This is a genomic window from Luteibacter sp. CQ10, assembly GCF_040900725.1.
GTDB lineage: Bacteria > Pseudomonadota > Gammaproteobacteria > Xanthomonadales > Rhodanobacteraceae > Luteibacter.
Map to the genome: position 1 here is coordinate 423,120 of NZ_JAEUYM010000003.1, position 24,008 is coordinate 447,127.

Here is a 24,008-nt window from a genome sequence, read left to right on the forward strand (position 1 = left end):
CTCATGCCCCTACGTGCCTGACTCGTTCAGGCTTCCAGCGGATCGGAATGCAGTTCGTCCATCCAGCCCTTGCGGCGGTGGAATACCCACTCGACGTGCTGGGCGAACATCACGTCGATGTCGCCGCCGTGATCCATCGAGGCCAGGCGCCCCTCGGTGATGTTGCCCAGGTAGGCGGCCTGCTCGGCGTATCCGGCGACGCCTTCGGCCTCCAATTGGGTGAGGAGGGTTCGCAGGTTGGCGTGGCGGGCAGTCTGGACGGGCATGGGCTCGGTATCGAAATGCTTGGTGGAAGAATCGGCCGATGGCGGGGAATCTTTAGCGGCGGGGGCGTCGCGCTAGAAGCGTCCATGACCGGCGCCCCGAGGCCATGCCATGCTGGCCGACCCCGTCCCCAGGCCGAGACCGACCCCATGAGTTTGCAGGAAACCAAGGACCATGACAGCCAGTCGGTGTATTCGCCGGCGACGCTGGCCATCTACGACACCCTCGTGCTGCGGATTTCCAATCCGACGATCTGGCGTTGCCCCACGCCGCGGATCCTGGCCCTGTACGACCGCCACGTCAGCGACCATCACCTCGACGTGGGCGTGGGTACGGGCTGGTATCTGGATCGGTGCCGGTTCCCGGCCGGCGTACGCCTGGGCCTGATGGACCTCAACCGCAACGCGTTACGTAGCGCGGCAAAGCGCGTGGAACGATACTCTCCCATCAGCCATGTGGCCGACGTGCTCCAGCCCATCCGGGGCGTCGATCGCACGTACGCGTCCATCAGCCTGGTCTACCTGCTCCACTGCCTGCCCGGCGACATCGCGGAGAAGGCCATCGTGTTCGATCACCTGGTATCGCTGCTGGCGCCGGGCGGCACGATGTTCGGCGCGACGATCCTGGCCGAGGGCGTGGTCCGTTCGGGCATGGCGACGAAGCTGATGGCGTTCTATAACCGGAAGGGGATCTTCGGTAACGCTGGAGACCGCCTGGACGACCTGCGTCGTGAACTCGACGTACGCTTCGGAAAGGTGACCATCGAGGTCGTGGGCTGCGTGGCGTTGTTTTCGGTGTCGGAACCCAAGCGCCTACCGGTGGTTTGAAGGCACTCGTCGCGAATGCCGGGCCCTTCGTCGTGGACGCCGTGCCGCGCGGGTACGCCGAAGTATCGCCGTACCCGCGCAGCCCTGGGCCTAACGCCGTGAGCTGGGTGTTTGCGCAACACTCAGGCGGTTGCTCAGAACACCACCTGCGCGCGCATGCCGATGGAGTTGCCCGTGTCCGGTCCCTGGAAACTGCCGACCTTGTTGTCGGTGTCCCAGTGGATATAGTTGAGCATCAGGCGTGACCAGTCGTTGAGGTACCAGTTGAGGCCGAGGGTGTAACTCTTGCCCTTGCCGCCGCGAGGTGCGTCGGCGTAGTCGTAATGGTCGACACGACCCGCCAGCTCGAACGCGCCCCAGCCGCCGGAGGTGACCGGATGGTTCACCTTCACCGCTTTCCAGCTGCCCGAACGCGACGAGAATCCCGGCGCCTCGCCGGTGATCATCCAGCCGGCGGCGAACGACGAACCATGGCGGCTCACCGACTCGGCCGTGCTCGAATCGATGGTGCGCTTGCCGTACTCGTTCATCATCCAGAAGTTACGGAACACGCCGCCCAGCTCGAAACCCTTGCCGTGATCCTGCGTGGGATTGGCGATGGAGCTGGCCGAGACCGCGAGGTTGTCGTTGTAGTCGAGCGCGATGGCCGGGGTGTTGTTGATGCTGGTGACGCCGTCGCTGATCTTCTCGTAGTAATACCAGGAGCCCACGTGCAGGAAGCCGTCGGAGGTCTTGATCGGGTTCCAGTGCGCGCGGGTGAGGTAGGTGGTGGAATCGGTGTTCTTGCCCGACGTGGAACTGTTCGGCGCGTTGCCGTTCACCGACAGGCTGTAGTGCCAGTTGTCGCCGTACACGCGCATCTGCGCGCCCATGCCGAAGTAGCTCACCACCGGCTGGCCCACCGCCGTGGCGGCGTTGCGCAACATGAAGGGCACGCGTGCGGATTCGGACGAGCCTTCCGTGCCGAGGTCCTTCAAGAAGTTGCCCAGGTAGAACTTCGCCGTATGGCCGAACAGCTTCGTGGCGTAGGTGAGGTAGGTCTGGCGCAGGGCGACTTCGTTGTCGGCGAAGTCGGCTTCGACGTGGTAACCCAGGGCGCCGATGGTGCCTTCGCCGCCCAATCGCGCGCTGGTGATCTGCGCGCCGCTGATGTTGCGCGTGTCGTAGCTCGATCCCCGGGTGCGGGTGAAGTCGATGAGCAGACGGCCGTTGGGCTTGAAGCTGAAATAGCCGTCGTCGCTGCGGAAGGTGGGCCCGGCTTCACCGCCGCGCCCCCAGCGCACGCTGTTGCTGCTCGATCCACCGCCGCCCGTGCCACGGGCGAGGGCCACGGCCAGTTCGCTTTCGCGCGTGTCGGCGATGGCGGCTTCCACCTGCGCATCGTGGTTCGGGCCCGGCGTGGCTGGCGTGTCCGAGGCGACGGACGGTGTGGCGGCGGTGGGCGGCCGCTCGTGTTCGACGGCGGCGAGGCGTTTTTTCAGGTCGCTGATCTCGGCGGCCTGGGCCTTGATGAGCTTGAGCAGCTCCGCGTTACTGACGGTGTCGGCGGCGTACGTGGGGCCGGCGAGAAGCACGGCGGCGATCGCCACGTAGAGGCGTGGTGTGTTGCGCATGGTGGGTTCCCCTTCGATCGCGTTCAGTTGTCGTCGAGCGCGTTGTCGTCGTCAGTGCTGGTGGGCGCGGCGGCCTTGCTCGGCATGCGCGCGAAGGGCGTATCGTCCACGGCCGAGAAGAAGCCGTTGCGACGGGCCCAGGCGGCGAACAGGCGCGGCCACGAGGCCACCGCCGTACCCGGATCGCCAAGGCCCCAGCCATGGCCGCCCTTGTCGAAGACGTGCATTTCCACGTCCACGCCGTTCTTCTTCAGCGCGTCGAACATCACCAGGCTGTTGCCGATGTCGGCGATCGGATCGTCGGCGGCCTGGGCGAGGAAGGTCGGGGGCGTGTCGCGCGACACGTGCAGCTCCACGGAGTAGGCCTGCACCGAATCCTTCTGGGTGGCCAGCTCGCGGCTGGAGCGCGTCGTATTGAACGGCGGCTGCAGCGACACCACGGGATAGATCAGGCCGGCGAAGTCCGGGCGCGCGGACACGTCGTCGGTCGCGTCCACGCGCGGATAAAACGCGTTCGTCGGGCGCGTTTCGGCGATGCCGGCGAGGTTGCCGCCGGCCGAGAAGCCGAGCACGCCGATGCGCTTCGGATCGATGCCCAGTTCCTGCGCGCGGGCGCGCATGATGCGGATGGCGCGTTGGGCGTCCTGGAACGGTGCCACGGCCGGCCAGCGGTCGGCAGGCAGGCGGTAGTAGAGCACCACGGGCGTGACGCCGAGCGCGGCGAGCCACCTGGCCGTGGGTATCACCTCGTGACCGATGCCGATGCGGAAGTAACCGCCGCCGCCGACGAGGATCACCGCGGCGCCGTTCGGGTTCGCGGGTTTGTACACCTCGATGCGCGGGCGGCTGACGTTGGACACCGCGCCCACGCCGGTGCCTGTACGTCCGATGCGTTCCGGCCCGCTCGGACCGCCACCGCCGGGCGGCGTGCCCGGCCACAGGTCGATGGACAGCGGCTTGCCCGCGTCGGGCGCGGACTGGGCGGTGGCTTGCCCGGTGCAGGCGAGGGCGACCGTCGCGACGAGGATCGCGGTACGGAAGAGTCTCATGGTGTATTCCCCTGGTTTACGGTGAGCGGACGCGCGTCGCGACCGGCGGCGCGGTGGTCGAGGGCATCGTCGAGGGCCTGGCGGTCGAGCGCGCCTTCCCAGCGCGCCACGACGACGCAGGCCACCGCGTTGCCGATGAAGTTGGTGAGCGAGCGGCACTCGCTCATGAAACGGTCCACGCCGAGGATCAGCGCCATGCCCGCGACGGGCAGCGAGGGCACCACCGACAACGTGGCGGCGAGGGTCACGAAGCCCGCGCCGGTCACGCCGGCGGCGCCCTTGGAGCTGACCATCGCCACCAGCAGCAGCGCGATCTGTTCGCCGAGCGACAGGTGCGTGTTGGTCGCCTGCGCGATGAACAGGGCGGCCAGCGTCATGTAGATGTTGGTGCCGTCGAGGTTGAACGAATAGCCGGTGGGCACCACGAGGCCCACCACGGACTTGTCGCAGCCGGCCTGTTCCATCTTCTGCATCAGCGAGGGCAGGGCGGCTTCCGACGACGACGTGCCCAGCACGAGCAGCAGTTCGGCCTTGAGGTAGCGGATGAGCTTGAGGATGGAGAAGCCGGTGAGGCGCGACACGGCGCCGAGCACCACCAGCACGAAGAGCAGCGAGGTACCGTAGAACGTCGCCACCAGCATGAGCAGGTTCGACAGCGAGCCGATGCCGTAGCGGCCGATGGTGAACGCGATGGCGCCGAACGCGCCGATGGGCGCGGCCTTCATCAGCAGGTGCACGAGCTTGAACACGGGCTCGGTCATCGCCTCGAAAAAGGCCACCACGGGCCTCGCGCGTTCGCCGGCCAGCGTGAGCGAGATGCCGAATAGCACGGCGAACAGCAGCACCTGGAGGATGTTGCCCGAGGTGAAGGCGCCCACGACGGTATCGGGAATGATGTCGAGCAGGAAGCCGGTGAGCGAGATGTCGTGCGCCTTCGAGGCGTACGTGGCGATTTCCTTCGTCGACAGCGTGGCCGGATCGATGTTCAGGCCCGCGCCCGGCTGCACGACGTTCGCCACCACGAGGCCGACGACCAGCGCGAGCGTGGAGAACACCAGGAAATACACCATGGCCTTCAGCACCACGCGCCCCACCGCGTTCAGGTGCGGCATGCCGGCGATGCCGGTGACCACGGTCAGGAAGATCACCGGGGCGATCACCATCTTCACCAGCTTAATGAACGCGTCGCCCAACGGCTTCAGCGCCTCGCCCCAGGCGGGCCAGAAGTGCCCGAGCACGGCACCCAGCAGGATGGCCACGAGCACCTGCACGTAGGTCTGGCGGTAGAACGGCTGCGGGGTGGCTTGGGTGGGGGAGGGAACGAGCATGATCGGCCGACGGCATCGCCCGGGGTGGGCGGAGGCTGTTGTAACGCGTCGGGGGCGGATGACCCATAACACATTCGGGCTAGGGGCCAGGCCGGTGGCTCGCTTTCGGCCTCGCGCCATGAGTGTGCCTTCGGCTTCGGTGCGCCGGGTTTAAAGTTAGCGCGCCCGACCGTATGGAAGGATTCTGAAAAATCGCTCGGATGTTGGATAACGGGTGGGGATGGTGTGGGGTGTCAGGGCATGGCTGACATCGGCGCGAGGACGCACCCCTCTTCGTGGCAGGCGTCGTTCGCCGATGCGATCGGCTCCCACCCCTTCGGTGGGGAGGGGGGTGGGGGCGGGTGGTGTGAGAGTATTCGTGGATGCGAAACATCCGGCCGCTTCATGTGTTCTGGCTCGTCCTGCTCCTGTCCGCCATGGCCGGAAGCGCCGTGCTGGGCGGGTGGCTGGCGTGGCGTAAGGGGCTGGAGGGCATCGCGGCGCAGTCGGCCGACCGGCTTACCCTGCACGCGCTGGCCGTGCAGCGGTTGATCGACCGGTTTCGCGTGCTGCCCACGGTACTGGCGCTCGATCCCGAGTTGCGGGCCATCCTTGCGGGGCCGCCGGAGGCGATCGATAGCGCGGCGTTGAACGCGCGCCTGCAACGCGCCAACGGCGCGGTGCACTCCTCGACGCTGACCCTGCTCGACCGGCATGGGCATGCCATTGCCGCGAACAACTGGAATACGCCGGAAAGCAACGTGGGTCTGGATTACGGATTTCGTCCGTATTTCCGCGACGCCATGCGCGACGGTCACGCCACGTTCTATGCGCTGGGCGTGTCGACCAACGTGGCGGGCTATTTCATCGCGCAGGCCATCGACGATGAGGCGGGCCGGCACGTGGGCGCGATCGTGCTGAAGATCACGCTGGAGGCCCTTCCACGCGACTGGGCGCACGGCGACGACATCGTGCTGCTGGCCGACGATCACGGCGTGGTGTTTCTCGACAACCGTGACGGTGCCTGGATGTATCGCACCTTGCACCCACTGGATCCTCGCGCGAGCGCCGCGATCGGCGCCACGCGCCAGTACGGCGACCAGCCGTTGCGGCCGATCGCCAGTACGCCGCTGGGCGATGCGGGCGACGGCGCGACACGCGTGCGCGTCACGTCGCCGCCGCTGGAGCACGAGGTGGTCTGGCGTTCTCTGGCGATGCCGCAACAGGCATGGACGCTGCACCTGCTGGCCGATGCGCGGCCCGCGCTCATCGCCGGACGCAACGCGGCGCTGGTGGTGCTCGCGGGATGGCTGCCGTTGATCCTCGTGGGCCTGGTCGTGCAGCAGCGCGTGCGCCTGGCCCGGCTGCGCCAGCGCAGCCGCGAGGAACTGGAGCGGATGGTGGCGCACCACGCGGCGGCCTTGCGCTCGGCGCAGGACAGCGTCGTGGCCGCCGCGCACGAAGCCGCCCAGGGCGGGCACGGCAATCTCGAACACCTGCCCCAGGGCGTGAGCGTGGTGGACGCCGACCTGCGCCTGGTGGCGTGGAATGCGCGATACCAGCAGATCTTCGGTTTTCCCGACGACTACATGCGTGTCGGTCGGCCCATCGAGGATATTTTCCGCTTCAACGCGCGGCGTGGCCTGCTCGGTCCGGGCAACGTCGAGGAGGCCATCGAGCGACGGCTGGCCTACCTGAGGCAGGGCAGTCCCCACATGTACGAGCGCGAGCGTCCAGACGGCACCACGCTGGAGATCCGGGGCAATCCGCTGCCCGGAGGGGGCTTCGTCACCAGCTATGCGGACATCACGGCGTACAAGGCTGCCGCGCGGGAACTGCGCACGCTGGCGACGACGTTGGAGCATCGCGTCGAGGAGCGCACGCGCGACCTCAACGAGGCCAAGGCGGATGCCGAGCGGGTGAGCCGGTCGAAGACGCGCTTCATCGCCGCCGCGGTGCACGATCTGCTGCAACCGCTCAACGCCGCGCGCATGTTCATCGGCGCGCTGGCCGAGCGGCAGGACGAGGAAGGGCGGCAACTGATCGAGCGCGTTCGCAGCGCACTGGAAACGCAGGACGAGATGCTGGCCAGCCTGCTCGACGTGTCGCGGCTGGAAGGCGGGGCGGTGGAGCCGCGTTTCGGCGTCGTCGCGCTGGGCGCGATGCTGGGCGATCTGGCGCGTCAGTTCGGTGTGCTGGCGGGGGCAAGGGGATTGGACCTGCACTGGGTGGATACGCGAATCCATGTGCGCAGCGATGCCTTGTTGCTGCGGCGCGTGGTGCAGAATTTCCTGTCCAATGCGATCCACTACACGCCGCGTGGACGCGTGCTGGTGGGCGTGCGTCGCGACGGCGACCTGGCGCGCATCGAGGTGTGGGACACGGGCCTGGGCATTCCCGAAGCGAAGACGCGTGCGATCTTCGATGAATTTCTCCGTCTGGATAGCGGGGTGGATCGCGATCGACGCAGCGCGGGATTGGGTCTATCCATCGTCGAGCGCATCGCGCGGCTGCTCGGTGCGCCCGTGACGGTGCGCTCGTGGCCAGGGCGGGGGAGCGTCTTCTCCATCGCGGTACCGGTGGTGGCGGCGCCTGGGGTGGAGACGTTCGACGAACGCGTGGCCGACGACGAATCGCCGCTGTCGGGGCGGCGCGTGATGCTGGTGGATTCCGACGACGCCACTCGCGCCGAGGTGGCCGCCTTGCTGGCGTCATGGGGCTGCGATGTGGTGGCCGTGGGCGACGCGGAGGCGGCGATGCGGCATGCGGAGCTCGACGATCCGCCGGACGTGCTGTTGCTGGAACAGCCGTTGCGTGAGGGTTTGCGGGCGGCGTTGAATGCGCGTTGGGGCGTGTCGCCGCCGACTGTGCTGATGGCCGTGTCGCCTTCGCAGGAAGAGGTTCGGCGGGCGGGGGAAGAGGGCCTGCGTTATCTCACCAAGCCGCTGGCACCGGCGCGGCTGCGGGCGGTGGTGACGCGCTTGCTGATGGTTTCGGGCTGACGGTGCCCTTCGCTTCGTAGGGTTCGCCGATACGGTCGGCTCCCACCCCTCCGGTAGATGGCTTGCGAACGACTGCTACCGAAGGGTGGGAGCCGATCGTATCGGCGAATCAAAGATGCGAGCCGTCCACGCCTTCGTCGAGATCCAGCGATTTCACCAGCACGGCCGCCTGCGTGCGCGAACGGCAATCGAGCTTTTGCAGCACGGCGGTGACGTGGATCTTCACCGTGTTCTCGGCCAGCCCCAGCTCCGCGGCGATCTGCTTGTTGAGCAGGCCTTCCGCCATCAGCATCAGCACACGGAACTGCTGGGGCGTGAGGCTCGACAGCCTGGCGGCGAGGCGCGCATCGTCGTCGCTGCGCTCCGCGCGCGCGCCGACGAAGGCCGTGTCGCCGCGCATCACCGCGGTCACCGCGTCGCGAAGCACGTCGGCCGGCGTGGACTTGGACACGAACCCCGCCGCGCCGAATTGCTGGGCGCGCCGCACGTTGCGTGGATGATCGTTGGATGACACCACCAGCACGGGAATGTCCGGATGTTCGCCGCGCAGCCATAGCAGCGACGAAAACCCCATCGCGCCCGGCATGGTCAGGTCGAGGAGGACGAGATCGACGCTTTCGCCCTCGGCGAGCACGGCCTCCATCGCGCTGTGGCTGCCCGCTTCCAGCGCGCGGCCGCCGCGTAGCAGGTCGGCCAGGGCGAGCAGCAGCGCGCCGCGGAACATCGGGTGATCGTCGGCGATGAGCAGGGTGAGGGCCATGCCGTCGATTCTAGCGGTTCAATGCGGCGGCGGATGATCCAGGCCCATGACGGTGCGCAAGGCGAACCGGCGCAGCAGGGGCAGGTGGGCGGCCGTGGGCAGGATGGCGCGTCGCAGGCCGCGCAGCGCCGCGTTGCCGCCGCGAGCCAGCGACGTGACCATTCGGATGCGTCGCACCACCGCTTCATGCACGGGATGGCGCTCCCGCTGGTAGCGGGCGAGGGCGCCGATGGGATCGCCGGCTTGCGCCGCCAGGTACATGGCGAAGGCCGAGGCATCCTCCACGCCCAGGTTCAGGCCGCGAGCGCCGACGGGCGAGTGGATGTGCGCAGCGTCGCCGCCGAGCGCCACTCGGCCCACCGCGCAGCGTTCGGCGACGCGATGGGCGACGCGGAACGACGATGTCCAGGTCGGTTCGCTCACCGCCGTGCCCGGGGGCAGGCGCGAAAGCGGATCGGGCAGGTTGGAGATCACCCGCCAATGCGCGGGGTCGAAGGCGAGCAGGAAGATCATGCCGTCGGGGAAAAGCATCACGTGCGCGTGGTCGACGTCGAGCGGCGTATCCATCGGCAGGTCGAACAACGGCCAGGTTTCCGGGTAGGACTCGCCGGGAAAGCCGATGTCCAGCGCGTCGCGAAACGCGCTGTGCGCGCCGTCGGCGGCGAAGACGACATCGAAAGAACCCACGCCCACGCCGTCGTCGTCGAGGCAGACGCGTGCCGCGTCCGGGTCCCGAGCCAGCAGCTTCGCCTTGCGGCCGCGTTCCACGGCAATGCCGCGCTCGGCCAGGGCGTCGGTGAGCAGGGCCTCGCTGCGGGCCTGCGAAAGCACCGTGAGACCGTAGCGCGGATGAATGCGCTCCGCCTCGATGCGGGCGAGCGGCTTGCCGCCTTCGTGGAAGATGACGCCGAGCGCGCGACGCCCCTCCGCGACCATGCGCTCGCTGACGCCGGTGGCTTCGAGCAGTTCGAGCGTCCGCGGGTTCACCGCCAGGGCGCGCGAATGCGGCGCGGGCTCGGTTCGTTCGTCGACGATGCGTGCGCGGATGCCGCGCAACGAAAGCTGGAGGGCGGCGGCCAGGCCGGTAGGACCGGCGCCGACGATCAGGACCGAAGGAGGGCTCATGTTCATGGCTCCGTCGCGGGTGATGCGTAGAGCTTAGCGTGTCGCGCTTCGGAGCCGCCGATACGGCCAGCGAAAGAACGACGCCGCCGACTCTAAGGTCCGATCGCCAGGAATCGTCATGCCAATCGGGAAAGTGGTCGATATCTGCTTGTTTTTACGAAGATTAACGAATGTCTCCGAGCCGCGCGAACCGGCCTGAACGATGTGTCGTGGAATACAATCGAACGACCGTCACCAGACATGAAAGGGAGTACATGACATGAGTGGATCGGAAACCGGAATGCGTTCGTTGGCGTTGTTCGTCTTCCTGGCTTGTACAGGCCAGGCTGCCGCATCCGATACCAGTTGCCCGCCTGTGTCGGCTATCAAATTGTCCGGCACCACGGACGACGGGACGAATTACCAGGCATCGTACGGTGGGCATGTTTGGAAAGGTGAGGTATCCAAGTACGACCATGACGTGGATCTGAACAAGCTGGCGTTCCACGCCGCGGGTGTCAAGCTGGCGAAGAATCTCGTCGTATGCGATTACGAGGGGGATGGATCGGCACTTCGGCTAAGCATCACGAAGGAGGGGCTGGAGCTTCCCCGCGCAAAATCGTGGGACGTGAAAGGTGGAAACGAAGCATGGTGCGAGGCCAAGGACGTGGCCAGTTGCCCCATCGAGGGTATCTGAGGAGGAAAACTGCTAACCTCCCGCGTCCGAACGCGTGGAGACCTCCGATGAGCCTGATCCAGACCCCCGTCTCGTACGGCGAGCTGATCGACAAGATGACCATCCTTCAGATCAAGCTCCAGGAGATCAAGGACGACGCGAAGCTGGCCAACGTCCGCAACGAGCTCGAACTGCTCGATGCCACGTGGAAGAACGACGCGGCATCGCAGACCGACATCACCGACGAGACGAACCGCCTGCTCGCGGTGAACCGGCGGCTTTGGAAAATCGAAGACGACATCCGCCTGAAGGAAAAGGCCCAGGCGTTCGACGACGAGTTCATCCAGCTCGCCCGGTCGGTGTACATCGAGAACGACGAGCGCGCGGCGATCAAACGCGAGATCAACCTGAAGCTGGGTTCGACGCTGGTGGAAGAGAAGTCGTATCAGGATTACCGCGTGAAGTGACGACAAATCGCGGACAGGGTGCGCTCCCGCCCTTCGGCAGGAAAGCCTGCTACCGAAGGGCGGAAGCGGAGCCTGTCCGCGATAGTCGACGAAGCGGCGTAACCGGAAGCTAGTGTCCGAGCGGCAGCTTCAGGAACGAAGCGCACGCTTCGAACCGTTCCACCATCTCCCCGACCTCGACCAGGTCCATCACCCCCGGCTTCTCGATCTTGGTACCCCACGGAATCTCCGACGCGGGCTTGCCGAGATACTTCCGCGACGCGGCATCGTATTTGTCGACGCACCAGCGCCGGTCGGAGTAAGGCCCCGAGCGATGCGGATTGCTCGCCGCATGCAGCCCCAGCACCTTCACCCCGGCCGCGTTGGCCATGTGCATCGGCCCGGAGTCCGGGGTGAGGATCATCGCCGTGCGGGCGAGCAGCGCCATGAATCGCTTGAGGGTGTCTTTCCCGGTCAAGTCGAGCGGCGCCCGTTCCGCCTGGGCCAGGATGGCGTCGGCGAGCGCCCGCTCGCCCTCGGAAGGACCGCCGACCAGGGCCACGCGCATGCCGCGGGCCATCGCATGGTCGATCAGCGCGGCGTAGCGCTCCACGCGCCAGTTGCGCACCGTATGGCTGGACATCGGGCTGACCAGCAGGGTGGGCGTGTCGCCGGGCAGCTGTTCCGCCGCCCAGGTCCGGTCGGCGGCCGAGACGGGAATGTCCCAGCGAACCTCCGTCTGCCGCAGGCCCAGGGGCTCGATGAAGCTCGCCATGGCATCGAGCACGTGTTCGCCGCTGCGGGCGGCGATGCGTTCGTTGACGAACAGGCTGTGCAGGTCTTTCGAGCGGGCCTTGTCGTAGCCGATGCGCCGATCGGCCTTTACGGCCAGGCTGAGCAGGTTGGAGCGCAGGGCCACCTGCATGTGCAGGAGCGCGTCGAAGCGACGGCCGGCCAGCGCCTCGCGTACCTCGCGCAGGCCCTGCCGCCCCTTGCCCTTGTCGAAGGTGACGAATTCCACGCCGGGCAGGTCGCCCACCAGGCGGCGCTCCAGCTTGCCCACGATCCAGGTCAGGCGGGTGGCCGGCGCCTTCGCCTGGAGCGTGCGGACCAGGGGCACCACGTGGGTGACGTCGCCGATGGCCGAGGTGCGCAGGATGCACAGGCTCGAATCTCCCGACGGGAGCGGATGGCTTGATAGACTGGGCAAGATCGGATTACCGGAACGGGAGGCTGCCAACGTGGGCGGCCCGACAATGACAGACCATCGCGTCACCGAGGCCGCGGACGGAACGATTCTGTTCGACGCGGCCCGTATAGCTCAAGTCGACCACGACTGGTTCTCGCCCGGGTACTGGGAGGACCGCGGCCTGCTGCGCTCGCAGGCGGGCGGCCGGGGCGGTGTGTCCCTCATCGACACCCCGGCCGGCGAGGCCGTGCTGCGCCATTACCGGCGCGGTGGGATGGTCGCCGCCCTGCTGGGGGACCGCTACCTCTTCACCGGCAAGGCGCGCACGCGCAGCCAGCGCGAGTTTCGCCTGCTGATGGAACTGCAGCGCCGTGGCCTGCCGGTGGCGCCGCCCCTGGCGGCGCGCTACGTGCGCCGCGGGCTGCGTTATTCCGCCGACCTGGTCACTTTGCGCATTCCCGACGCCGTGACCCTGGCCGAACGCGTGGGCGACGCCGCCTTCAACGAGACCCTGGCCGGGCGGGTGGGCGAACTGGTGGCCCGATTCCACCGCGAAGGGGCCTGGCACGCCGACCTCAACGCGCACAACATCCTGGTCAACGGCGACGGTCTCCACCTCATCGATTTCGACAAGGGGCGGCTGCGTTCGCCCTCGGCCGGCTGGCGCAAGGCCAACCTCGCGCGGTTGAAGCGCTCGCTGGTGAAGGTGGGCGTGCGCGAGGGCGGCGATACCTTCGACGCCGTGCTGTGGCCGACGCTGCTGGCCGCCTATGAGCGGAGCTACGCGCGATGAGCTGGCAACTGAACTTCCTCGGCACCGGGGCCGCCCATGCGGTGGAGCTGGGCTCGTCGGCCGTGGTGCTCGAGCGCGATGGGCGGCCCTCGCTGCTCGTCGATTGCGGCCCGGACACGCTCGATCGTTACCTCGCGGCCTATGGCGAGGTGCCGTCCGCGCTTTACGTCACCCATACCCACATGGATCACGTGGCCGGCATGGAGCGCCTGTTCTTCCGCCTGTGGTTCGACGAGGCCCTGCGGGGCCGCACGAAGGTCTACCTGCATGCGGCCTTGCTGCCGTGGTTGCAGGGCAGGGTGGCCGACTATCCCGGTGCGCTGGCCGAAGGTGGCGTGAATTACTGGGAGGCGTTCCGGCTCGTGCCGTGCACGCGGGGTTTCTGGCACGAGGGCCTCTGGTTCGACGTATTTCCCACCCGGCATCACGTGCAGGGCACGTCGTTCGGCGTGGCCTTGCGCGGCAGCTTCGTCTTTACCGGCGACACGCGGCCCGTGCCCGAGGCCTTGGCGATCCATGCCGCGCAGGGCGAACGGGTGGCCCACGATTGCGGGGTGGTGGGCAATCCGTCGCACACGGGCGTGGACGACCTGGAGCGCGAATACCCCGCCGAGGTTCGCGAGCGCATGACGCTCTACCATTACGGCAGTGTCGCCGAGGGTGAGACGCTGGCCTCGCGTGGGTATCGCGTCGCCCGCCCGGGCGAGCGCGTCCGCCTGCCGGACCCGCATCCCGTGAGGCCTACGGCAGGCTGATTCGCCGATACGATCGGCTCCCACCCCGTCGGTAGCAAGGTTGCGATAGCGTCACTACCGACGGGGTGGGAGCCGATCGCATCGGCGAACGGGCGCTTGTGTCGCCGCAACGCTCCCGTTATCCTTCCGCTTCTTTGTCGGGACGGATGCCCGGCGAGGAAGAAGCTGTACCGGTGTGGAGAGGTGTCCGAGTGGTTTAAGGAGCACGCCTGGAAAGTGTGTATACGTTAATAGCGTATCGCGGGTTCGAATCCCGCCCTCTCCGCCACTGGCAAGCGTGAGGCAGCCCAACCGCTGCCGCTTCGACGGATGTTTCGTCGGGCGGGATTCGCACCCGCTGAGAAAACTATCTTTTATGGTGGCCCTGTCGGTCCCCCCGCGACGATAGTCCGTAAATCCCGCCAGGTCCGGAAGGAAGCAACGGTAGCGGACGATTCGGGTGCCGGGATGTGGCTGGCAGGGTCATCGCCTTTCACGGGTCGAGCTTTCGCCCGCCTCCCGACCTTGGCACAATCGACTGTCGTCCCAAGGTAGCCCGCATGTCCTATCAGGTACTCGCACGCAAGTGGCGCCCGCGCAAGTTCGCCGAACTCGTGGGACAGGAGCATGTCGTCCGGGCGCTCACCAATGCGCTGGATTCGGGCCGCATGCACCATGCCTACCTCTTCACGGGCACGCGTGGCGTGGGCAAGACCACCATCGCGCGCATCTTCGCCAAGTCGCTCAACTGCGAACGCGGTGAATCGGCCGATCCCTGCGGTGAGTGCGCCGTCTGCACGGCGGTGGACGCGGGGCGCTTCGTCGACCTCCTCGAGATCGACGCCGCCAGCAACACCGGCGTCGACGACGTTCGCGAGGTGATCGAAAACGCCCAGTACGCTCCCTCGCGCGGCCGTTTCAAGGTGTACCTCGTCGACGAGGTGCACATGCTGTCCAAGCCGGCGTTCAACGCGCTGCTGAAGACACTCGAGGAGCCGCCGCCGCACGTCAAGTTCCTGCTCGCCACCACCGACCCGCAGAAGTTGCCGGTCACCGTGCTGTCGCGCTGCCTCAAGTTCAACCTCAAACGCCTGCTGCCGGAACAGATCTCCGGGCAGATGCGCCACATCCTGGGGGCCGAGGCCATCGAGTTCGAGGACGAGGCCATCGGCGAGCTCTCCCACGCGGCCGACGGGTCGCTGCGCGACGGTCTGTCGTTGCTCGACCAGGCCATCGCCTACGGTGGCGGGAGCCTGCGTGCTGCCGACGTGCGCGCCATGCTCGGCAGCGTGGAGCGTGGCCAGGTGCTCGGCGTACTCGGCGCGCTGGCCAGCGGCGACGGTGCCGCCCTGATGGCCGAATCCGACCGCATCGCCTCGTTCTCGCCCGACTTCGGTGGCGTGCTCGACGACCTCGCCACCGTGCTGCATCGCGTGCAGTTGCTTCAGCTCGTGCCCGGCTATCGCGGCGAGGAAAGCGACGCCGGCCTGGCCGACATCGCCGAGCGCATGGCGCCCGAAGACGTGCAGCTCTACTACCAGATCGCCACCGCCGGCCGCCGCGACCTGCCGATGGCCCCCGACGCGCGCATCGGCTTCGAGATGGTGCTGCTGCGCATGTTCGCATTCCGCCCGTCGGAACCGGGGCAGGCCGCCTCCGCGCCGCCCGCGCGTGCCGCCGCCCCGGTGGCGGCACGCGTCACGCCGTCGCCCAGCGTATCGGCGCCGGCGCCGCGTAGCGCGCCGCCGCCGCCAGCTCCGGTGTCGACGCCGGTGGCCGCGCCCGCGCCGGTCGCACCGCGTCCGATCGTCACCGACGCGAACGGGCTGCCGGACTGGCACGACATCGTGGAACGCGCGAACCTGCGCGGACCCATCGGTCAGCTGGCGCAGAACTCGTCGCTGCGAGGCGTGGACGGGGAGGCCATGGTGCTCGCCCTCCAGCCCCAGCACATGCACCTGGCGGTGGAGCCGCTCACCAGCCAGATGGAAGAAAAAGTCTCGCAGGCGCTCGGCCGTCGCGTGCGTTTCCGTTTCGTGGCCGAAGCCGGCAATGCGGGCGGCAGCCTCGGCACACCCGCCGAGCGCCGGGCGCAGGCGGCCAGCGATGCGCAGGCCAACGCCGAAGCCTCGATGGAGACCGACCCGCTCGTCCAGGCGCTCAAGCGCGACTTCGACGCGCGCGTCATCCCGCAATCGATCAAACCCGTGGAGCAGTAAGCAATGAAAGGTCAAATCGGTCAGCTCATGCAGCAGGCCCAGCGCATGCAGGACGAAATGAAGCGTGCGCAGGAAGAACTGGCGAAGACCGAGATCACCGGCAGCGCCGGCGGCGGCCTGGTCACCGTGACGATGAGCGGCGGCCACGAGGTGCGCGGCGTGCATATCGATCGCCAGACCTTCGCCGACGATCCGGAAATGGCCGAAGACCTCGTCGCCGCCGCGATCAACGACGCGGTGAACAAGATCGCCGAACTCAGCCGCACGCGCCTGGGCGGCGTCACCTCCGGGCTGAACCTGCCGCCCGGCTTCAAGATGCCGTTCTGATTCGCCGATGAGCCACGGTTCACGCCTGCTTGGCGAACTGATCGACGCCTTGCGCTGCCTGCCTGGCGTGGGCGCGAAGAGCGCGCAGCGCATGGCCTTCCACCTGCTCGAACGCGAGCGGCAGGGTGGCGTTCGCCTGGCCGCCGCGCTGGAGTCGGCCATGCGCGACGTCGGCAACTGCACGCGCTGCCGCAACTTCAGCGAGACCCCCGTGTGCACGCTATGCGCCAGCACCAGCCGCGACCGGCACGTGCTGTGCGTGGTGGAGTCGCCATCGGACCTGGCCGCCATCGAACAGGCGACGGGCTACCGCGGCCACTACTTCGTGCTGCTCGGGCGTCTTTCGCCACTCGACGGTCTCGGCCCGGACGAACTCGGCCTGCCGCTGCTGGCCGAGCGCCTGGGCGAAGGCGAGGTGGAAGAAATGATCATCGCCACCAATCCCACGGTGGAAGGCGAAGCCACCGCGCATTATCTCGGCCAGCTCGCCAAGGCGGCAGGCATCCGCGCCACCCGCCTCGCCCACGGCGTGCCCCTGGGCGGTGAACTCGAATTCGTCGACCGCGGGACGCTGGCGCATGCGTTCGGCAGCCGGCAGTCGCTAGGCTCCTGAGGAATTCCATGACCGATACCATCTTCGCCAAGATCGTCCGCCGAGAGATTCCCGCCGACATCGTCTTCGAGGACGACGAGGTGCTCGGTTTTCGCGACCTGAATCCGCAGGCGCCGGTGCACGTGCTGTTCATTCCCAAGCGCGCCATCGCCACGCTGGACGACGCGGTGCCCGGCGACGCGGCGTTGCTCGGCAAGCTGTTGCTCGCGGCGGCGGCGTATGCGCGTGCGCAGGGTTTCGCGAAGGACGGCTATCGCACCGTGGTCAACACCAACACCCATGGCGGACAGACGGTGTTCCACATCCACGTGCACCTGCTGGCCGGTCGCCAGATGCATTGGCCGCCGGGCTGATAGGACGGGCGGACTGAAACCCTCACGCCGCTCCTGCGTACGCAGGAGCGAGGAGCTAGCGTTGGGAGGTTCGATACACCCTCGGCGACTGTCCGCTCGCCCGTTTGAACGCATTACTGAACGCGCTCTCCGATGTGTATCCCAGCGATTGCGCGATGACGGAGACCGGCTTGCTCTCATCACGCAATGCCCGTTCGGCAAGCCGCATACGCCACTCGGTGAGATAGGTCAGCGGTGCAACGCCGGCGATCGTCCTGAAATGGAACGCGAAGGTCGTTCGTGACATGGCGCAGGCCTTGGCGAGTTCTTCCAGATGCCATGCGCGCGCCGGATCGCCATGCATCAGCCGTACGGCGGGTGCGAGTCGCGCATCGCCCAGCACGCGCAGCCAGCTGGCGGGCATGGCCTCGGTCGTCTTGAGGTGGGCGCGCAGGATCTCGATGAAGAGGAGCTGGCCCAGTTGCGCCGATGCGAGTTGCGTGCCGGGTTGATCGCTCGCGCGTTCTTCCACCAGCCGCTCGAGCAGCCAGCGGAACGCCGTGGCGTGCGGCGACGCCACCGGAACGTGGATCCACGGTGGCAGCACGTCGGCCAGGAGTCGTCCGCTGGTCGGATCGAGCAGCACGTGTCCGCCGATATGGGCGAAGTCGTTGCCGTCGCCCAGCACGGCCGTACCCCGGGAAAACACGCTCATCGCATCCAGCGGCGCGATGCCGGGATGGCTGGCCAGCACGAACGAGCGCTTCGCGCTCAACAACCCGACGTCACCGGTATCGAAGCGCACCGGCTCCGCCTCGCCGTCGATGTCGACCCAGCAGGCGCCCTCGACGACGGCGAAGAATTTGATCTTGTCCGGCGCAGGGAAGCGGATGGCCCACTCGCCACCGGCGCGGAAGCCGCCCGTCACCAGGGACTCGGCCTGGGTGAGGCGCAGGATGTCCGAGAAAGGGTCGAGGCTCATACTCGTACTTTCACGCAAGTAAGTCGCACGATCAAGCATTAACAGTCCGGAGCGTCAGGCCTAATCTTTCCCGCTACTTGAAGCGGCTGAGTTCCCATGAACGACGCATTGGTATTGGTGACCGGTGGTACCGGTTTTATCGCGCAGCATTGCATGCTGGCGCTGTTGAACGGCGGATACCGGGTTCGGACCACGATCCGCACCGCATCGCGCGAGATGGAGGTACGCCGTTACCTCAAGGCGGGCGGCGTGGAGGCGGGCGATCGCCTGTCGTTCGTCATTGCCGACCTCGGTGCCGACGAAGGTTGGGCCGAGGCCGTCGCTGGATGCACGTACGTGATGCACGGCGCGTCACCGACGCCCTCCGGCAGCTATGCAAGCGAGGAAGACTGGATTCGGCCCGCCGTGGACGGGAACCTGCGGGTGCTCCGTGCGGCGCGTGATGCCGGGGTCAAACGCGTGGTCTTGACCTCGGCCTTTGGCGCGATCGGCGCCGGGCACGCAGCGAGCCATCGGCGGCCGTTCGACGAAACGGATTGGAGTGACCTGACCGGCAACGTCGCGCCCTACCAGAAGTCGAAGACCCTCTCGGAAAAAGCGGCGTGGGACTTCATCGCCCGCGAAGGTAAGGGGCTTGAGTTGTCCGCGGTGAATCCGGTGGCCGTCCTCGGCCCGGTGCTGGGTCCGGATTACTCGCACTCCATCAAGATCGTCGAGAACCTGCTGGGCAACTGGACGGGTTGTCCGAAGATCTACTCGTGCTTCGTCGACGTACGCGACGTGGCCGACCTGCACCTGCGTGCGATGACCCATCCGGCGGCCCATGGCGAACGTTTCTTCGCGACGTCCGGCGAAGGCATGTGGCTGGCCGATGTCGCGAAGGTCCTGCGCCGTCGCATGGGTGCCGTCGGCAAGCGCGCGACGACGCGGGTTCTGCCGAACTGGTTCGTGCGCCTCGCGTCGCGAAGGAATCCCCGGCTGAAGGGCCTGGTGCCGATGCTCGGTGTGGACATGAGCGCCACGGGCAAGAAAGCCATGCGCCTGCTTGGTTGGTCGCCGCGTTCGCCGGAAGAGGCCATCGTCGCGACGGCCGAGAGCCTGGTCGGCCTCGGCATCGTGAAACGATAGCTGCAAGTTACCGCCGGAAGGCCTAAAAAAAGCCGGCTTTCGCCGGCTTTTTCGTTACGCTTACTTGTGCGGTCGCATCGGTACCGGACGCGGCACGATGATGGTGCGCGGGCGGTACCAGAACGGATCGCCCCACGGGCCGTAACCGTACGGACCCCAGCCGCCGCCCCAGCCCGGACCCCAGAACGGGTCGTAGAAGCCTGGCGGGTAGCGAGTCACCGGAACGCGCTTCGGCCACAGGTAGACCACATCGGCCTCGACGCGCGGGTAGGCATAGTCGAAGTCGCCGACCTTCTGCGAGACCGCGCCGTGCAGCGTACCGGTGACGGTGATCTCGCGACCCCGGGTGAACACCTCGGGATCGTAGAAGCCGTCGCGGCAGGCCACGAAGCGGCCCTGGCTTTCCTGCTTGCTCGCCGTGGGACGGGCCTCGCTGTCCAGCGGTTCGGACAGGACGAAGAAGCAGGTCTGCTGCGGACCCGGTTCGGTCTTGATGATTTCGCCGCCCCAACGCACCTTCGCGCCGGGGGCTCCGCCCTGCTGGGCACCGGCCGTGGATACGTCGTTGAACTGACCCTGCAGCGGCTGCGGCACGGTGGCGCACGCGCCAAGTGCCAGAGTCGCGGCGACGATGGCCAGCGGTTTGTACATGGACATGTCACTTCTCCCAGGGGCACCGGGCACAACCGGCGCCATGCGCTATTTGACCACGCGGCGCGCCGTTAATTCCCTTACGGCCCGACCGAATTCACTGATTGATTCAGGCGGTGGTTCGTCATGGGCGTAGCGCGATCGCAAGTAAAGCTTACTCAACCTTTCCAGTGCATTTCGCTGCGCCGGCATGGCACGGGCCGCGCGGGCGAGGAAATGCTTCGGTCCTTCACCGGTTCGACGAACGACGCCGGCCCGCGAGAGCTTGCGCTCCAGACGTCGCATCCACGCATCCAACGCGTCGCCTTCACGCCGCTGGAACACCGCCCAGCCCAGGGCGATCGCCACCAGAAGCGAGCAACCGACGGCCAGTACCACGGCCAGGTCGGTGACGTCGGCGTGGTTCACTCCGAACGGACGGAGCAAGCCCTGCTGACGCAAGCTGTCGAAACCGATAACGCCGCGGCTCCACCATTGGTTGACCACGTCCCAGCGGTTGCGCAGCTCGCGCAACCACGCCGGGCCCAGCCAGCCTTCGCCGCCGCTGGCTTCCGCCGCGGCTGCCGCGCCCAGCTCCACGCGCTCGGGTCGCACGGCGGCGGTCGGGTCGAAGCGAACCCATCCCTGGCCTTCGAGCCATACCTCCGACCAGGCGTGCGCATCGGAGCGCCGTACGAGCAGGTAGTGGGCGCCGCTGTTCCAGTAGCCGCCCTGATAGCCGGTCACGACGCGGGCAGGCACGCCGGCGGCGCGCATGAGAAAGGTGAAGGTCGAGGCGAAGTGCTCGCAGTAACCCTGCTTCGTCTGGAAAAGGAAATCGTCGATGCGGTCGCGGTCGAGCGGTTCCGGGGCGAGGGTGTAGGAGAAGTCGGCATGGAACATCGCCAGCGCCGCGCGGACGATCGCCGCGTGGTCGTCGCCGTAGCGCTGCGCCCACGATTGGGCCAGTGCCCGGGCGCGAGGGCCGACGCCCATCGGCAGTTGCAGGTTGTCGTGCCGCACGCCGTCGTCCAGCGTGGGTTCGAGGCGGTAGCGGGTGGCCGCGAACGCGGTGAAGTTCACCGTGTCGTCGATGCGGCGGTTGGCCTGCACGGTGCGGTCGGGACGAAGCGTGGTGTCCTGCGGCGCGGTGGTCGGCAGGTCGAGCATCGGCACGGTGCGGTCGTGGGTGGGTTCGATCGATGCGTGGTAGCCGATGCGCTGCGCGTATTGCACGTCGGACGGCGGGCGGCGCGTGCTGTGCGAGCCGGGTGTCCATGCGGTGCCGTCGAACAGCTGCATGACGTAGGCGCGGAAGTAGCGGAGGCTGTTGGGCGGCGGCGGCCCGTCGAACGTGACCCGCATGGCCGGCGTGTCGTCGGTCATGAGGTCGAGCATGCCGCCCGGCGACAGCTGCGGCGAAAGACCGGTCGCGGCCTGTCCGCTGTCGGGCGTACCCCAGAGCGGGCTGGAAAGACGGGGTATGAAAAGGAAGGCGAACACCGACAGCGGTACCGACGCCAGCAGCGCCAGCAGCACGGGCTTCCATTGCATCGACCAGCGGCGCTGCTCGGCGTCGGGGTCTTCCACGGCGCACAGGGTGGTGAGGGCCGGGAGCAATCCCAGACTGACGAAGGCGCTGGCGACGAGGCTTTGGTCGAAGAGCAGGGCGCTCATCAAGGCGAAACAGGCGAAGGCCACGCCGACGCGGGCATCGCGCGTCTCGTCGGTTTCCAGCAGCTTGAGCACGAGCAGGCCGACGGCGAAGGCGCTGCCCGGTTCGCGCCCGAACATCGTGCCGTAGTGCAGGATCACGACGGCGAGCAATGCGGCGAGCAGCGGCAGGCGGATGAGCGCGGCGATCTTTCGCCCGCCGTGACGGCGATGCCACCAGCGTCCGCCCGCCACCACGGCCAGCGCCGCCGTGAGCCACCATGGCAGGTGAAGGGCATGCACCAGCACCACGAAACCCATGGTGAGCGTGAGCAGGTCGAACGCGCGGCGGCCCAGCGGAAGACCCGTCGAAACCCGTTTGCGAAGGGAAGGACGAAGGCCGGTCATGGGCGCAGCGCCAGGGCGGTCATGCAGCGGTGGTAATGCTCGTCGCCCTGGGCGATGTCGAAATACCCGTCGGGCAGGCGCAGGCTCCAGCGCCTGCCGCCTTCATGGGCTTCGTCCACCCAGCGGGCCAGGCGGGAAATGCGCGTTTCGTCGTCGAGCCCATGGATCGCGTCCCAATCCAGCCGCCAGTCTTCCTGGGGCGCGGGTTGTTCGAGATCCTTCACGAGCAGCCCGTCGTGGCGCGCGCTGAGTTTCCACGCGATCTGCCGGCGCGGATCGCCCGGCCGGTAGTCGCGCAGCGAGGCCAGCTCGTCGCCCGCGCGCGGCCTGCCGCGATCGGCGTCGCCATCCGGTACCAGGGGCGGTGGGCCGAAGGCTTCGACGCGCGGATAGACCAGCACCTTGCCGTCGGGATGAAGCCAGCTCCACACGCGAAACAGCCCCATCGGCCAGCGGCTGTGCAGGCGCATGCGCGGCAAGTCGAGCCAGCCGCGATGCGCGGCATCGAGATGGAACTCGATGGTCGACGGCGCGCCCGGTTGGACGCCGAAGACCTGCTCGCGTGCCTCGGCATCCAGCCGTATGGCCGTCCGCGCGTAGCGTGGCGCGGAGACGTCGAGCGATACGCGTACCTGTTCGCCCGCCCGCGCGGTATCGGAGCGCAGGCCGCCGATGACGAGGCCGTTGAGCGTGCGAAAGGCCACCAGCATGCTGCCGACGGCGGCGGCGCCGAGCAGGCAGGTGAGCCCCAGCGCGGCGTTGTTCGAATAGTTGAGCGCACCGACGAGCATGACGACGAGCAGCATCGACAGGCCCAGGCCGAACCCGGTCGGAAGGATGTAGATGCGTCGCCGGTGGAGCACGATGGGCAGCGGTTCGCGGGGCCGCAGGCGCGTGAGCGAGGGAAGGCGGTGCTCCGCCCATGCGAGCAGCCGGGCCCCGCGCGAGGCCATCAGGGCACCGCGGTATCGGCGAGGATGGCGCGGGCGATCGCTTCGCGGTGGCCGCCGCGTCCCGGCACGAGTCGATGCGCGGCGGCGGGCACGAATACGGCCTGCACGTCTTCGGGGATGACATAAGCGCGCCCGCTAAGGAGGGCCCACGCGCGCGCGGCGGCGAGCAGGGCGAGGCCTGCGCGTGGCGAGAGCCCCACGCGCAGGTCGTTGTGCCGGCGACTGGCGGTGAGCAGGGCCTGCAGGTAATCGAGCAGGCTGCCGCTGGCCGTCACGGCCTGCGCCGCGGCATGCAATTGCCCGATGGCGGCGACGTCCAGGCGCGGCGCGAGGTGTTCCATCATGTCGCGGCGGCTTTCCCCCGTGAGCAGGGCGCGTTCGGCGGCGGGGTCCGGATAATCCAGGCTGAGCCGGAGCATGAAGCGGTCCAGCTGCGAATCGGGCAGCGGAAACGTGCCGGCCAGATCGAGCGGGTTCTGCGTGGCCACCACGAAGAACGGGCGGGGCAGTACGTGGGTGGTGCCGTCCACCGTGGCCTGGCCTTCGGCCATGGCTTCCAGCAGCGCACTCTGCGACTTGGGCGTGGCGCGGTTGATTTCGTCGGCGAGCAGAAGGCGGGTGAAGATGGGGCCCGGATGGAAACGGAACTCGCCCGTCTCGCGCTCGTAGACGCTCACCCCGATAATGTCCGAGGGAAGCAGGTCGCTGGTGAACTGGATGCGTTGGAAGTCCAGGTCGAAGGTGGCGGCGAGGGCATGCGCCAGCGTGGTCTTTCCCACGCCGGGCACGTCTTCCAGCAGCAGGTGTCCACCGGCCACGAGGCAGGTGAAAGCCAGCTTCACCTGGCGCGGCTTGCCGAGCAACACGCCGTTGACCTGCGTGAGGGCGGCGTCGAGGCGGTGCCGAAGCATTTCATCGTTGAGCGGAGTGGTCGCTGACATGATTCAAACATGCGCCCCTGGGGCGGATCCCGTCGATGGATGATCGGTCGAGTGTAGC

23 protein-coding genes, 1 tRNA gene and 1 other RNA gene are annotated in these 24,008 nt (G+C 67.7%); 13 read left to right on the forward strand and 12 right to left on the reverse strand.

The window, feature by feature from the left end; translation table 11 throughout:
- Positions 1–26: 26 nt before the first annotated feature.
- The gene (locus tag JNG39_RS14985) at positions 27–266 is read right to left on the reverse strand and encodes a hypothetical protein (protein ID WP_247367718.1); all 240 of its coding nucleotides are present in this window, start codon (positions 264–266) and stop codon (positions 27–29) included.
- A 147-nt stretch (positions 267–413) separates the two neighbouring features.
- On the opposite strand from JNG39_RS14985, the gene JNG39_RS14990 reads away from it, so the two are divergent.
- Complete coding sequence (locus JNG39_RS14990) at positions 414–1,091, forward strand: class I SAM-dependent methyltransferase (RefSeq protein ID WP_368312548.1); 678 nt, start codon at positions 414–416, stop codon at positions 1,089–1,091.
- A gap of 134 nt (positions 1,092–1,225) precedes the next feature.
- On the opposite strand, the gene JNG39_RS14995 is transcribed toward JNG39_RS14990, so the two are convergent.
- From JNG39_RS14995 to JNG39_RS15005, 3 genes are read right to left on the reverse strand one after another with little or no spacing between them, the layout of a single operon-like run.
- The gene (locus tag JNG39_RS14995; RefSeq protein WP_368312551.1) at positions 1,226–2,704 is read right to left on the reverse strand and encodes an OprO/OprP family phosphate-selective porin; all 1,479 of its coding nucleotides are present in this window, start codon (positions 2,702–2,704) and stop codon (positions 1,226–1,228) included.
- Positions 2,705–2,727: 23 nt separating this feature from the next.
- On the reverse strand, positions 2,728–3,753 hold the full coding sequence (locus tag JNG39_RS15000; protein WP_368312554.1) for an alpha/beta hydrolase: 1,026 nt from the start codon (positions 3,751–3,753) through the stop codon (positions 2,728–2,730).
- Complete coding sequence (locus JNG39_RS15005) at positions 3,750–5,081, reverse strand: dicarboxylate/amino acid:cation symporter (RefSeq protein WP_368312556.1); 1,332 nt, start codon at positions 5,079–5,081, stop codon at positions 3,750–3,752. The genes JNG39_RS15000 and JNG39_RS15005 overlap by 4 nt, the downstream gene beginning before the upstream one ends.
- 362 nt (positions 5,082–5,443) lie before the next feature.
- On the opposite strand from JNG39_RS15005, the gene JNG39_RS15010 reads away from it, so the two are divergent.
- Complete coding sequence (locus JNG39_RS15010) at positions 5,444–8,062, forward strand: PAS-domain containing protein (RefSeq protein ID WP_368312558.1); 2,619 nt, start codon at positions 5,444–5,446, stop codon at positions 8,060–8,062.
- A gap of 109 nt (positions 8,063–8,171) precedes the next feature.
- On the opposite strand, the gene JNG39_RS15015 is transcribed toward JNG39_RS15010, so the two are convergent.
- Positions 8,172–8,822 carry a LuxR C-terminal-related transcriptional regulator gene (locus JNG39_RS15015; RefSeq protein ID WP_368312560.1) on the reverse strand — a complete coding sequence of 217 codons (651 nt, stop codon included), beginning with the start codon at positions 8,820–8,822 and terminating at the stop codon, positions 8,172–8,174.
- Positions 8,823–8,840: 18 nt separating this feature from the next.
- A complete protein-coding gene (locus JNG39_RS15020; RefSeq protein ID WP_368312563.1) occupies positions 8,841–9,947 on the reverse strand; it encodes an FAD-dependent oxidoreductase in 1,107 nt (368 codons plus the stop codon).
- Between the two features lie 259 nt (positions 9,948–10,206).
- On the opposite strand from JNG39_RS15020, the gene JNG39_RS15025 reads away from it, so the two are divergent.
- Positions 10,207–10,623, forward strand: coding sequence for a hypothetical protein (locus JNG39_RS15025; RefSeq protein WP_368312566.1), 417 nt, complete (start codon positions 10,207–10,209; stop codon positions 10,621–10,623).
- Between the two features lie 47 nt (positions 10,624–10,670).
- On the forward strand, positions 10,671–11,069 hold the full coding sequence (locus JNG39_RS15030) for a DUF6165 family protein (protein WP_368312568.1): 399 nt from the start codon (positions 10,671–10,673) through the stop codon (positions 11,067–11,069).
- Positions 11,070–11,178: 109 nt separating this feature from the next.
- Here JNG39_RS15030 and JNG39_RS15035 read toward each other — a convergent pair whose 3' ends face one another.
- Complete coding sequence (locus JNG39_RS15035) at positions 11,179–12,258, reverse strand: glycosyltransferase family 9 protein (protein ID WP_368312571.1); 1,080 nt, start codon at positions 12,256–12,258, stop codon at positions 11,179–11,181.
- A 46-nt stretch (positions 12,259–12,304) separates the two neighbouring features.
- Between JNG39_RS15035 and JNG39_RS15040 the strand changes: the two genes are divergently transcribed.
- The 8 genes from JNG39_RS15040 to JNG39_RS15075 all read left to right on the forward strand — a co-directional run bounded on the left by JNG39_RS15040 (position 12,305) and on the right by JNG39_RS15075 (position 17,276).
- Complete coding sequence (locus JNG39_RS15040; protein ID WP_368312574.1) at positions 12,305–13,030, forward strand: 3-deoxy-D-manno-octulosonic acid kinase; 726 nt, start codon at positions 12,305–12,307, stop codon at positions 13,028–13,030.
- Positions 13,027–13,785 (forward strand): MBL fold metallo-hydrolase, encoded by a 759-nt coding sequence (locus tag JNG39_RS15045; RefSeq protein WP_368312577.1) that lies wholly within the window; start codon positions 13,027–13,029, stop codon positions 13,783–13,785. The genes JNG39_RS15040 and JNG39_RS15045 overlap by 4 nt, the downstream gene beginning before the upstream one ends.
- A 177-nt stretch (positions 13,786–13,962) precedes the next feature.
- Positions 13,963–14,053 (forward strand) — tRNA-Ser (locus JNG39_RS15050).
- 97 nt (positions 14,054–14,150) lie between these two features.
- Positions 14,151–14,247: signal recognition particle sRNA small type (gene ffs, locus JNG39_RS15055), an RNA gene on the forward strand.
- Between the two features lie 77 nt (positions 14,248–14,324).
- Entirely contained in the window at positions 14,325–15,983 is a 1,659-nt protein-coding gene (gene dnaX, locus JNG39_RS15060; protein WP_368312580.1) for a DNA polymerase III subunit gamma/tau, read from the forward strand.
- Between the two features lie 3 nt (positions 15,984–15,986).
- Complete coding sequence (locus JNG39_RS15065; protein WP_368312582.1) at positions 15,987–16,310, forward strand: YbaB/EbfC family nucleoid-associated protein; 324 nt, start codon at positions 15,987–15,989, stop codon at positions 16,308–16,310.
- A 7-nt stretch (positions 16,311–16,317) separates the two neighbouring features.
- Positions 16,318–16,923 carry a recombination mediator RecR gene (gene recR / locus JNG39_RS15070; protein WP_368312584.1) on the forward strand — a complete coding sequence of 202 codons (606 nt, stop codon included), beginning with the start codon at positions 16,318–16,320 and terminating at the stop codon, positions 16,921–16,923.
- 8 nt (positions 16,924–16,931) lie between these two features.
- Positions 16,932–17,276, forward strand: a complete 345-nt coding sequence (locus JNG39_RS15075; protein WP_368312587.1) for a histidine triad nucleotide-binding protein — start codon at positions 16,932–16,934, stop codon at positions 17,274–17,276.
- 55 nt (positions 17,277–17,331) lie between these two features.
- Here the strand turns inward: JNG39_RS15075 and JNG39_RS15080 are convergent, their stop codons facing one another.
- A complete protein-coding gene (locus JNG39_RS15080) occupies positions 17,332–18,237 on the reverse strand; it encodes an AraC family transcriptional regulator (RefSeq protein ID WP_368312589.1) in 906 nt (301 codons plus the stop codon).
- Positions 18,238–18,333: 96 nt separating this feature from the next.
- On the opposite strand from JNG39_RS15080, the gene JNG39_RS15085 reads away from it, so the two are divergent.
- Positions 18,334–19,365 (forward strand): SDR family oxidoreductase, encoded by a 1,032-nt coding sequence (locus JNG39_RS15085; protein ID WP_368312592.1) that lies wholly within the window; start codon positions 18,334–18,336, stop codon positions 19,363–19,365.
- Between the two features lie 60 nt (positions 19,366–19,425).
- Here JNG39_RS15085 and JNG39_RS15090 read toward each other — a convergent pair whose 3' ends face one another.
- Genes JNG39_RS15090 through JNG39_RS15105 form a run of 4 tightly spaced genes read right to left on the reverse strand, consistent with a single transcriptional unit; the run spans position 19,426 to position 23,950 of the window.
- Positions 19,426–20,022 carry a Slp family lipoprotein gene (locus tag JNG39_RS15090; RefSeq protein WP_368312595.1) on the reverse strand — a complete coding sequence of 199 codons (597 nt, stop codon included), beginning with the start codon at positions 20,020–20,022 and terminating at the stop codon, positions 19,426–19,428.
- Between the two features lie 42 nt (positions 20,023–20,064).
- Positions 20,065–22,056, reverse strand: a complete 1,992-nt coding sequence (locus JNG39_RS15095) for a DUF3488 and DUF4129 domain-containing transglutaminase family protein (RefSeq protein ID WP_368312598.1) — start codon at positions 22,054–22,056, stop codon at positions 20,065–20,067.
- Entirely contained in the window at positions 22,053–23,009 is a 957-nt protein-coding gene (locus JNG39_RS15100) for a DUF58 domain-containing protein (protein ID WP_368312601.1), read from the reverse strand. The genes JNG39_RS15095 and JNG39_RS15100 overlap by 4 nt, the downstream gene beginning before the upstream one ends.
- Positions 23,009–23,950 carry an AAA family ATPase gene (locus JNG39_RS15105; protein ID WP_368312603.1) on the reverse strand — a complete coding sequence of 314 codons (942 nt, stop codon included), beginning with the start codon at positions 23,948–23,950 and terminating at the stop codon, positions 23,009–23,011. The genes JNG39_RS15100 and JNG39_RS15105 overlap by 1 nt, the downstream gene beginning before the upstream one ends.
- Between the last annotated feature and the right edge of the window lie 58 nt (positions 23,951–24,008).

What these genes read in the sequence shown, in the direction of transcription:
- JNG39_RS15090 (WP_368312595.1), bottom strand. Translation starts at nt 20,022, where the DNA reads ATGTCCATGTACAAACCGCTGGCCATCGTCGCCGCGACTCTGGCACTT.
- JNG39_RS15025 (WP_368312566.1), top strand. Translation starts at nt 10,207, where the DNA reads ATGAGTGGATCGGAAACCGGAATGCGTTCGTTGGCGTTGTTCGTCTTC.
- recR (WP_368312584.1), top strand. Translation starts at nt 16,318, where the DNA reads ATGAGCCACGGTTCACGCCTGCTTGGCGAACTGATCGACGCCTTGCGC.
- JNG39_RS14990 (WP_368312548.1), top strand. Translation starts at nt 414, where the DNA reads ATGAGTTTGCAGGAAACCAAGGACCATGACAGCCAGTCGGTGTATTCG.
- JNG39_RS15045 (WP_368312577.1), top strand. Translation starts at nt 13,027, where the DNA reads ATGAGCTGGCAACTGAACTTCCTCGGCACCGGGGCCGCCCATGCGGTG.
- JNG39_RS15075 (WP_368312587.1), top strand. Translation starts at nt 16,932, where the DNA reads ATGACCGATACCATCTTCGCCAAGATCGTCCGCCGAGAGATTCCCGCC.
- JNG39_RS15020 (WP_368312563.1), bottom strand. Translation starts at nt 9,947, where the DNA reads ATGAGCCCTCCTTCGGTCCTGATCGTCGGCGCCGGTCCTACCGGCCTG.
- JNG39_RS14995 (WP_368312551.1), bottom strand. Translation starts at nt 2,704, where the DNA reads ATGCGCAACACACCACGCCTCTACGTGGCGATCGCCGCCGTGCTTCTC.
- JNG39_RS14985 (WP_247367718.1), bottom strand. Translation starts at nt 266, where the DNA reads ATGCCCGTCCAGACTGCCCGCCACGCCAACCTGCGAACCCTCCTCACC.
- JNG39_RS15100 (WP_368312601.1), bottom strand. Translation starts at nt 23,009, where the DNA reads ATGGCCTCGCGCGGGGCCCGGCTGCTCGCATGGGCGGAGCACCGCCTT.
- JNG39_RS15080 (WP_368312589.1), bottom strand. Translation starts at nt 18,237, where the DNA reads ATGAGCCTCGACCCTTTCTCGGACATCCTGCGCCTCACCCAGGCCGAG.
- JNG39_RS15000 (WP_368312554.1), bottom strand. Translation starts at nt 3,753, where the DNA reads ATGAGACTCTTCCGTACCGCGATCCTCGTCGCGACGGTCGCCCTCGCC.
- JNG39_RS15095 (WP_368312598.1), bottom strand. Translation starts at nt 22,056, where the DNA reads ATGACCGGCCTTCGTCCTTCCCTTCGCAAACGGGTTTCGACGGGTCTT.
- JNG39_RS15005 (WP_368312556.1), bottom strand. Translation starts at nt 5,081, where the DNA reads ATGCTCGTTCCCTCCCCCACCCAAGCCACCCCGCAGCCGTTCTACCGC.
- dnaX (WP_368312580.1), top strand. Translation starts at nt 14,325, where the DNA reads ATGTCCTATCAGGTACTCGCACGCAAGTGGCGCCCGCGCAAGTTCGCC.
- JNG39_RS15085 (WP_368312592.1), top strand. Translation starts at nt 18,334, where the DNA reads ATGAACGACGCATTGGTATTGGTGACCGGTGGTACCGGTTTTATCGCG.
- JNG39_RS15105 (WP_368312603.1), bottom strand. Translation starts at nt 23,950, where the DNA reads ATGTCAGCGACCACTCCGCTCAACGATGAAATGCTTCGGCACCGCCTC.
- JNG39_RS15040 (WP_368312574.1), top strand. Translation starts at nt 12,305, where the DNA reads ATGACAGACCATCGCGTCACCGAGGCCGCGGACGGAACGATTCTGTTC.
- JNG39_RS15015 (WP_368312560.1), bottom strand. Translation starts at nt 8,822, where the DNA reads ATGGCCCTCACCCTGCTCATCGCCGACGATCACCCGATGTTCCGCGGC.
- JNG39_RS15010 (WP_368312558.1), top strand. Translation starts at nt 5,444, where the DNA reads ATGCGAAACATCCGGCCGCTTCATGTGTTCTGGCTCGTCCTGCTCCTG.
- JNG39_RS15065 (WP_368312582.1), top strand. Translation starts at nt 15,987, where the DNA reads ATGAAAGGTCAAATCGGTCAGCTCATGCAGCAGGCCCAGCGCATGCAG.
- JNG39_RS15030 (WP_368312568.1), top strand. Translation starts at nt 10,671, where the DNA reads ATGAGCCTGATCCAGACCCCCGTCTCGTACGGCGAGCTGATCGACAAG.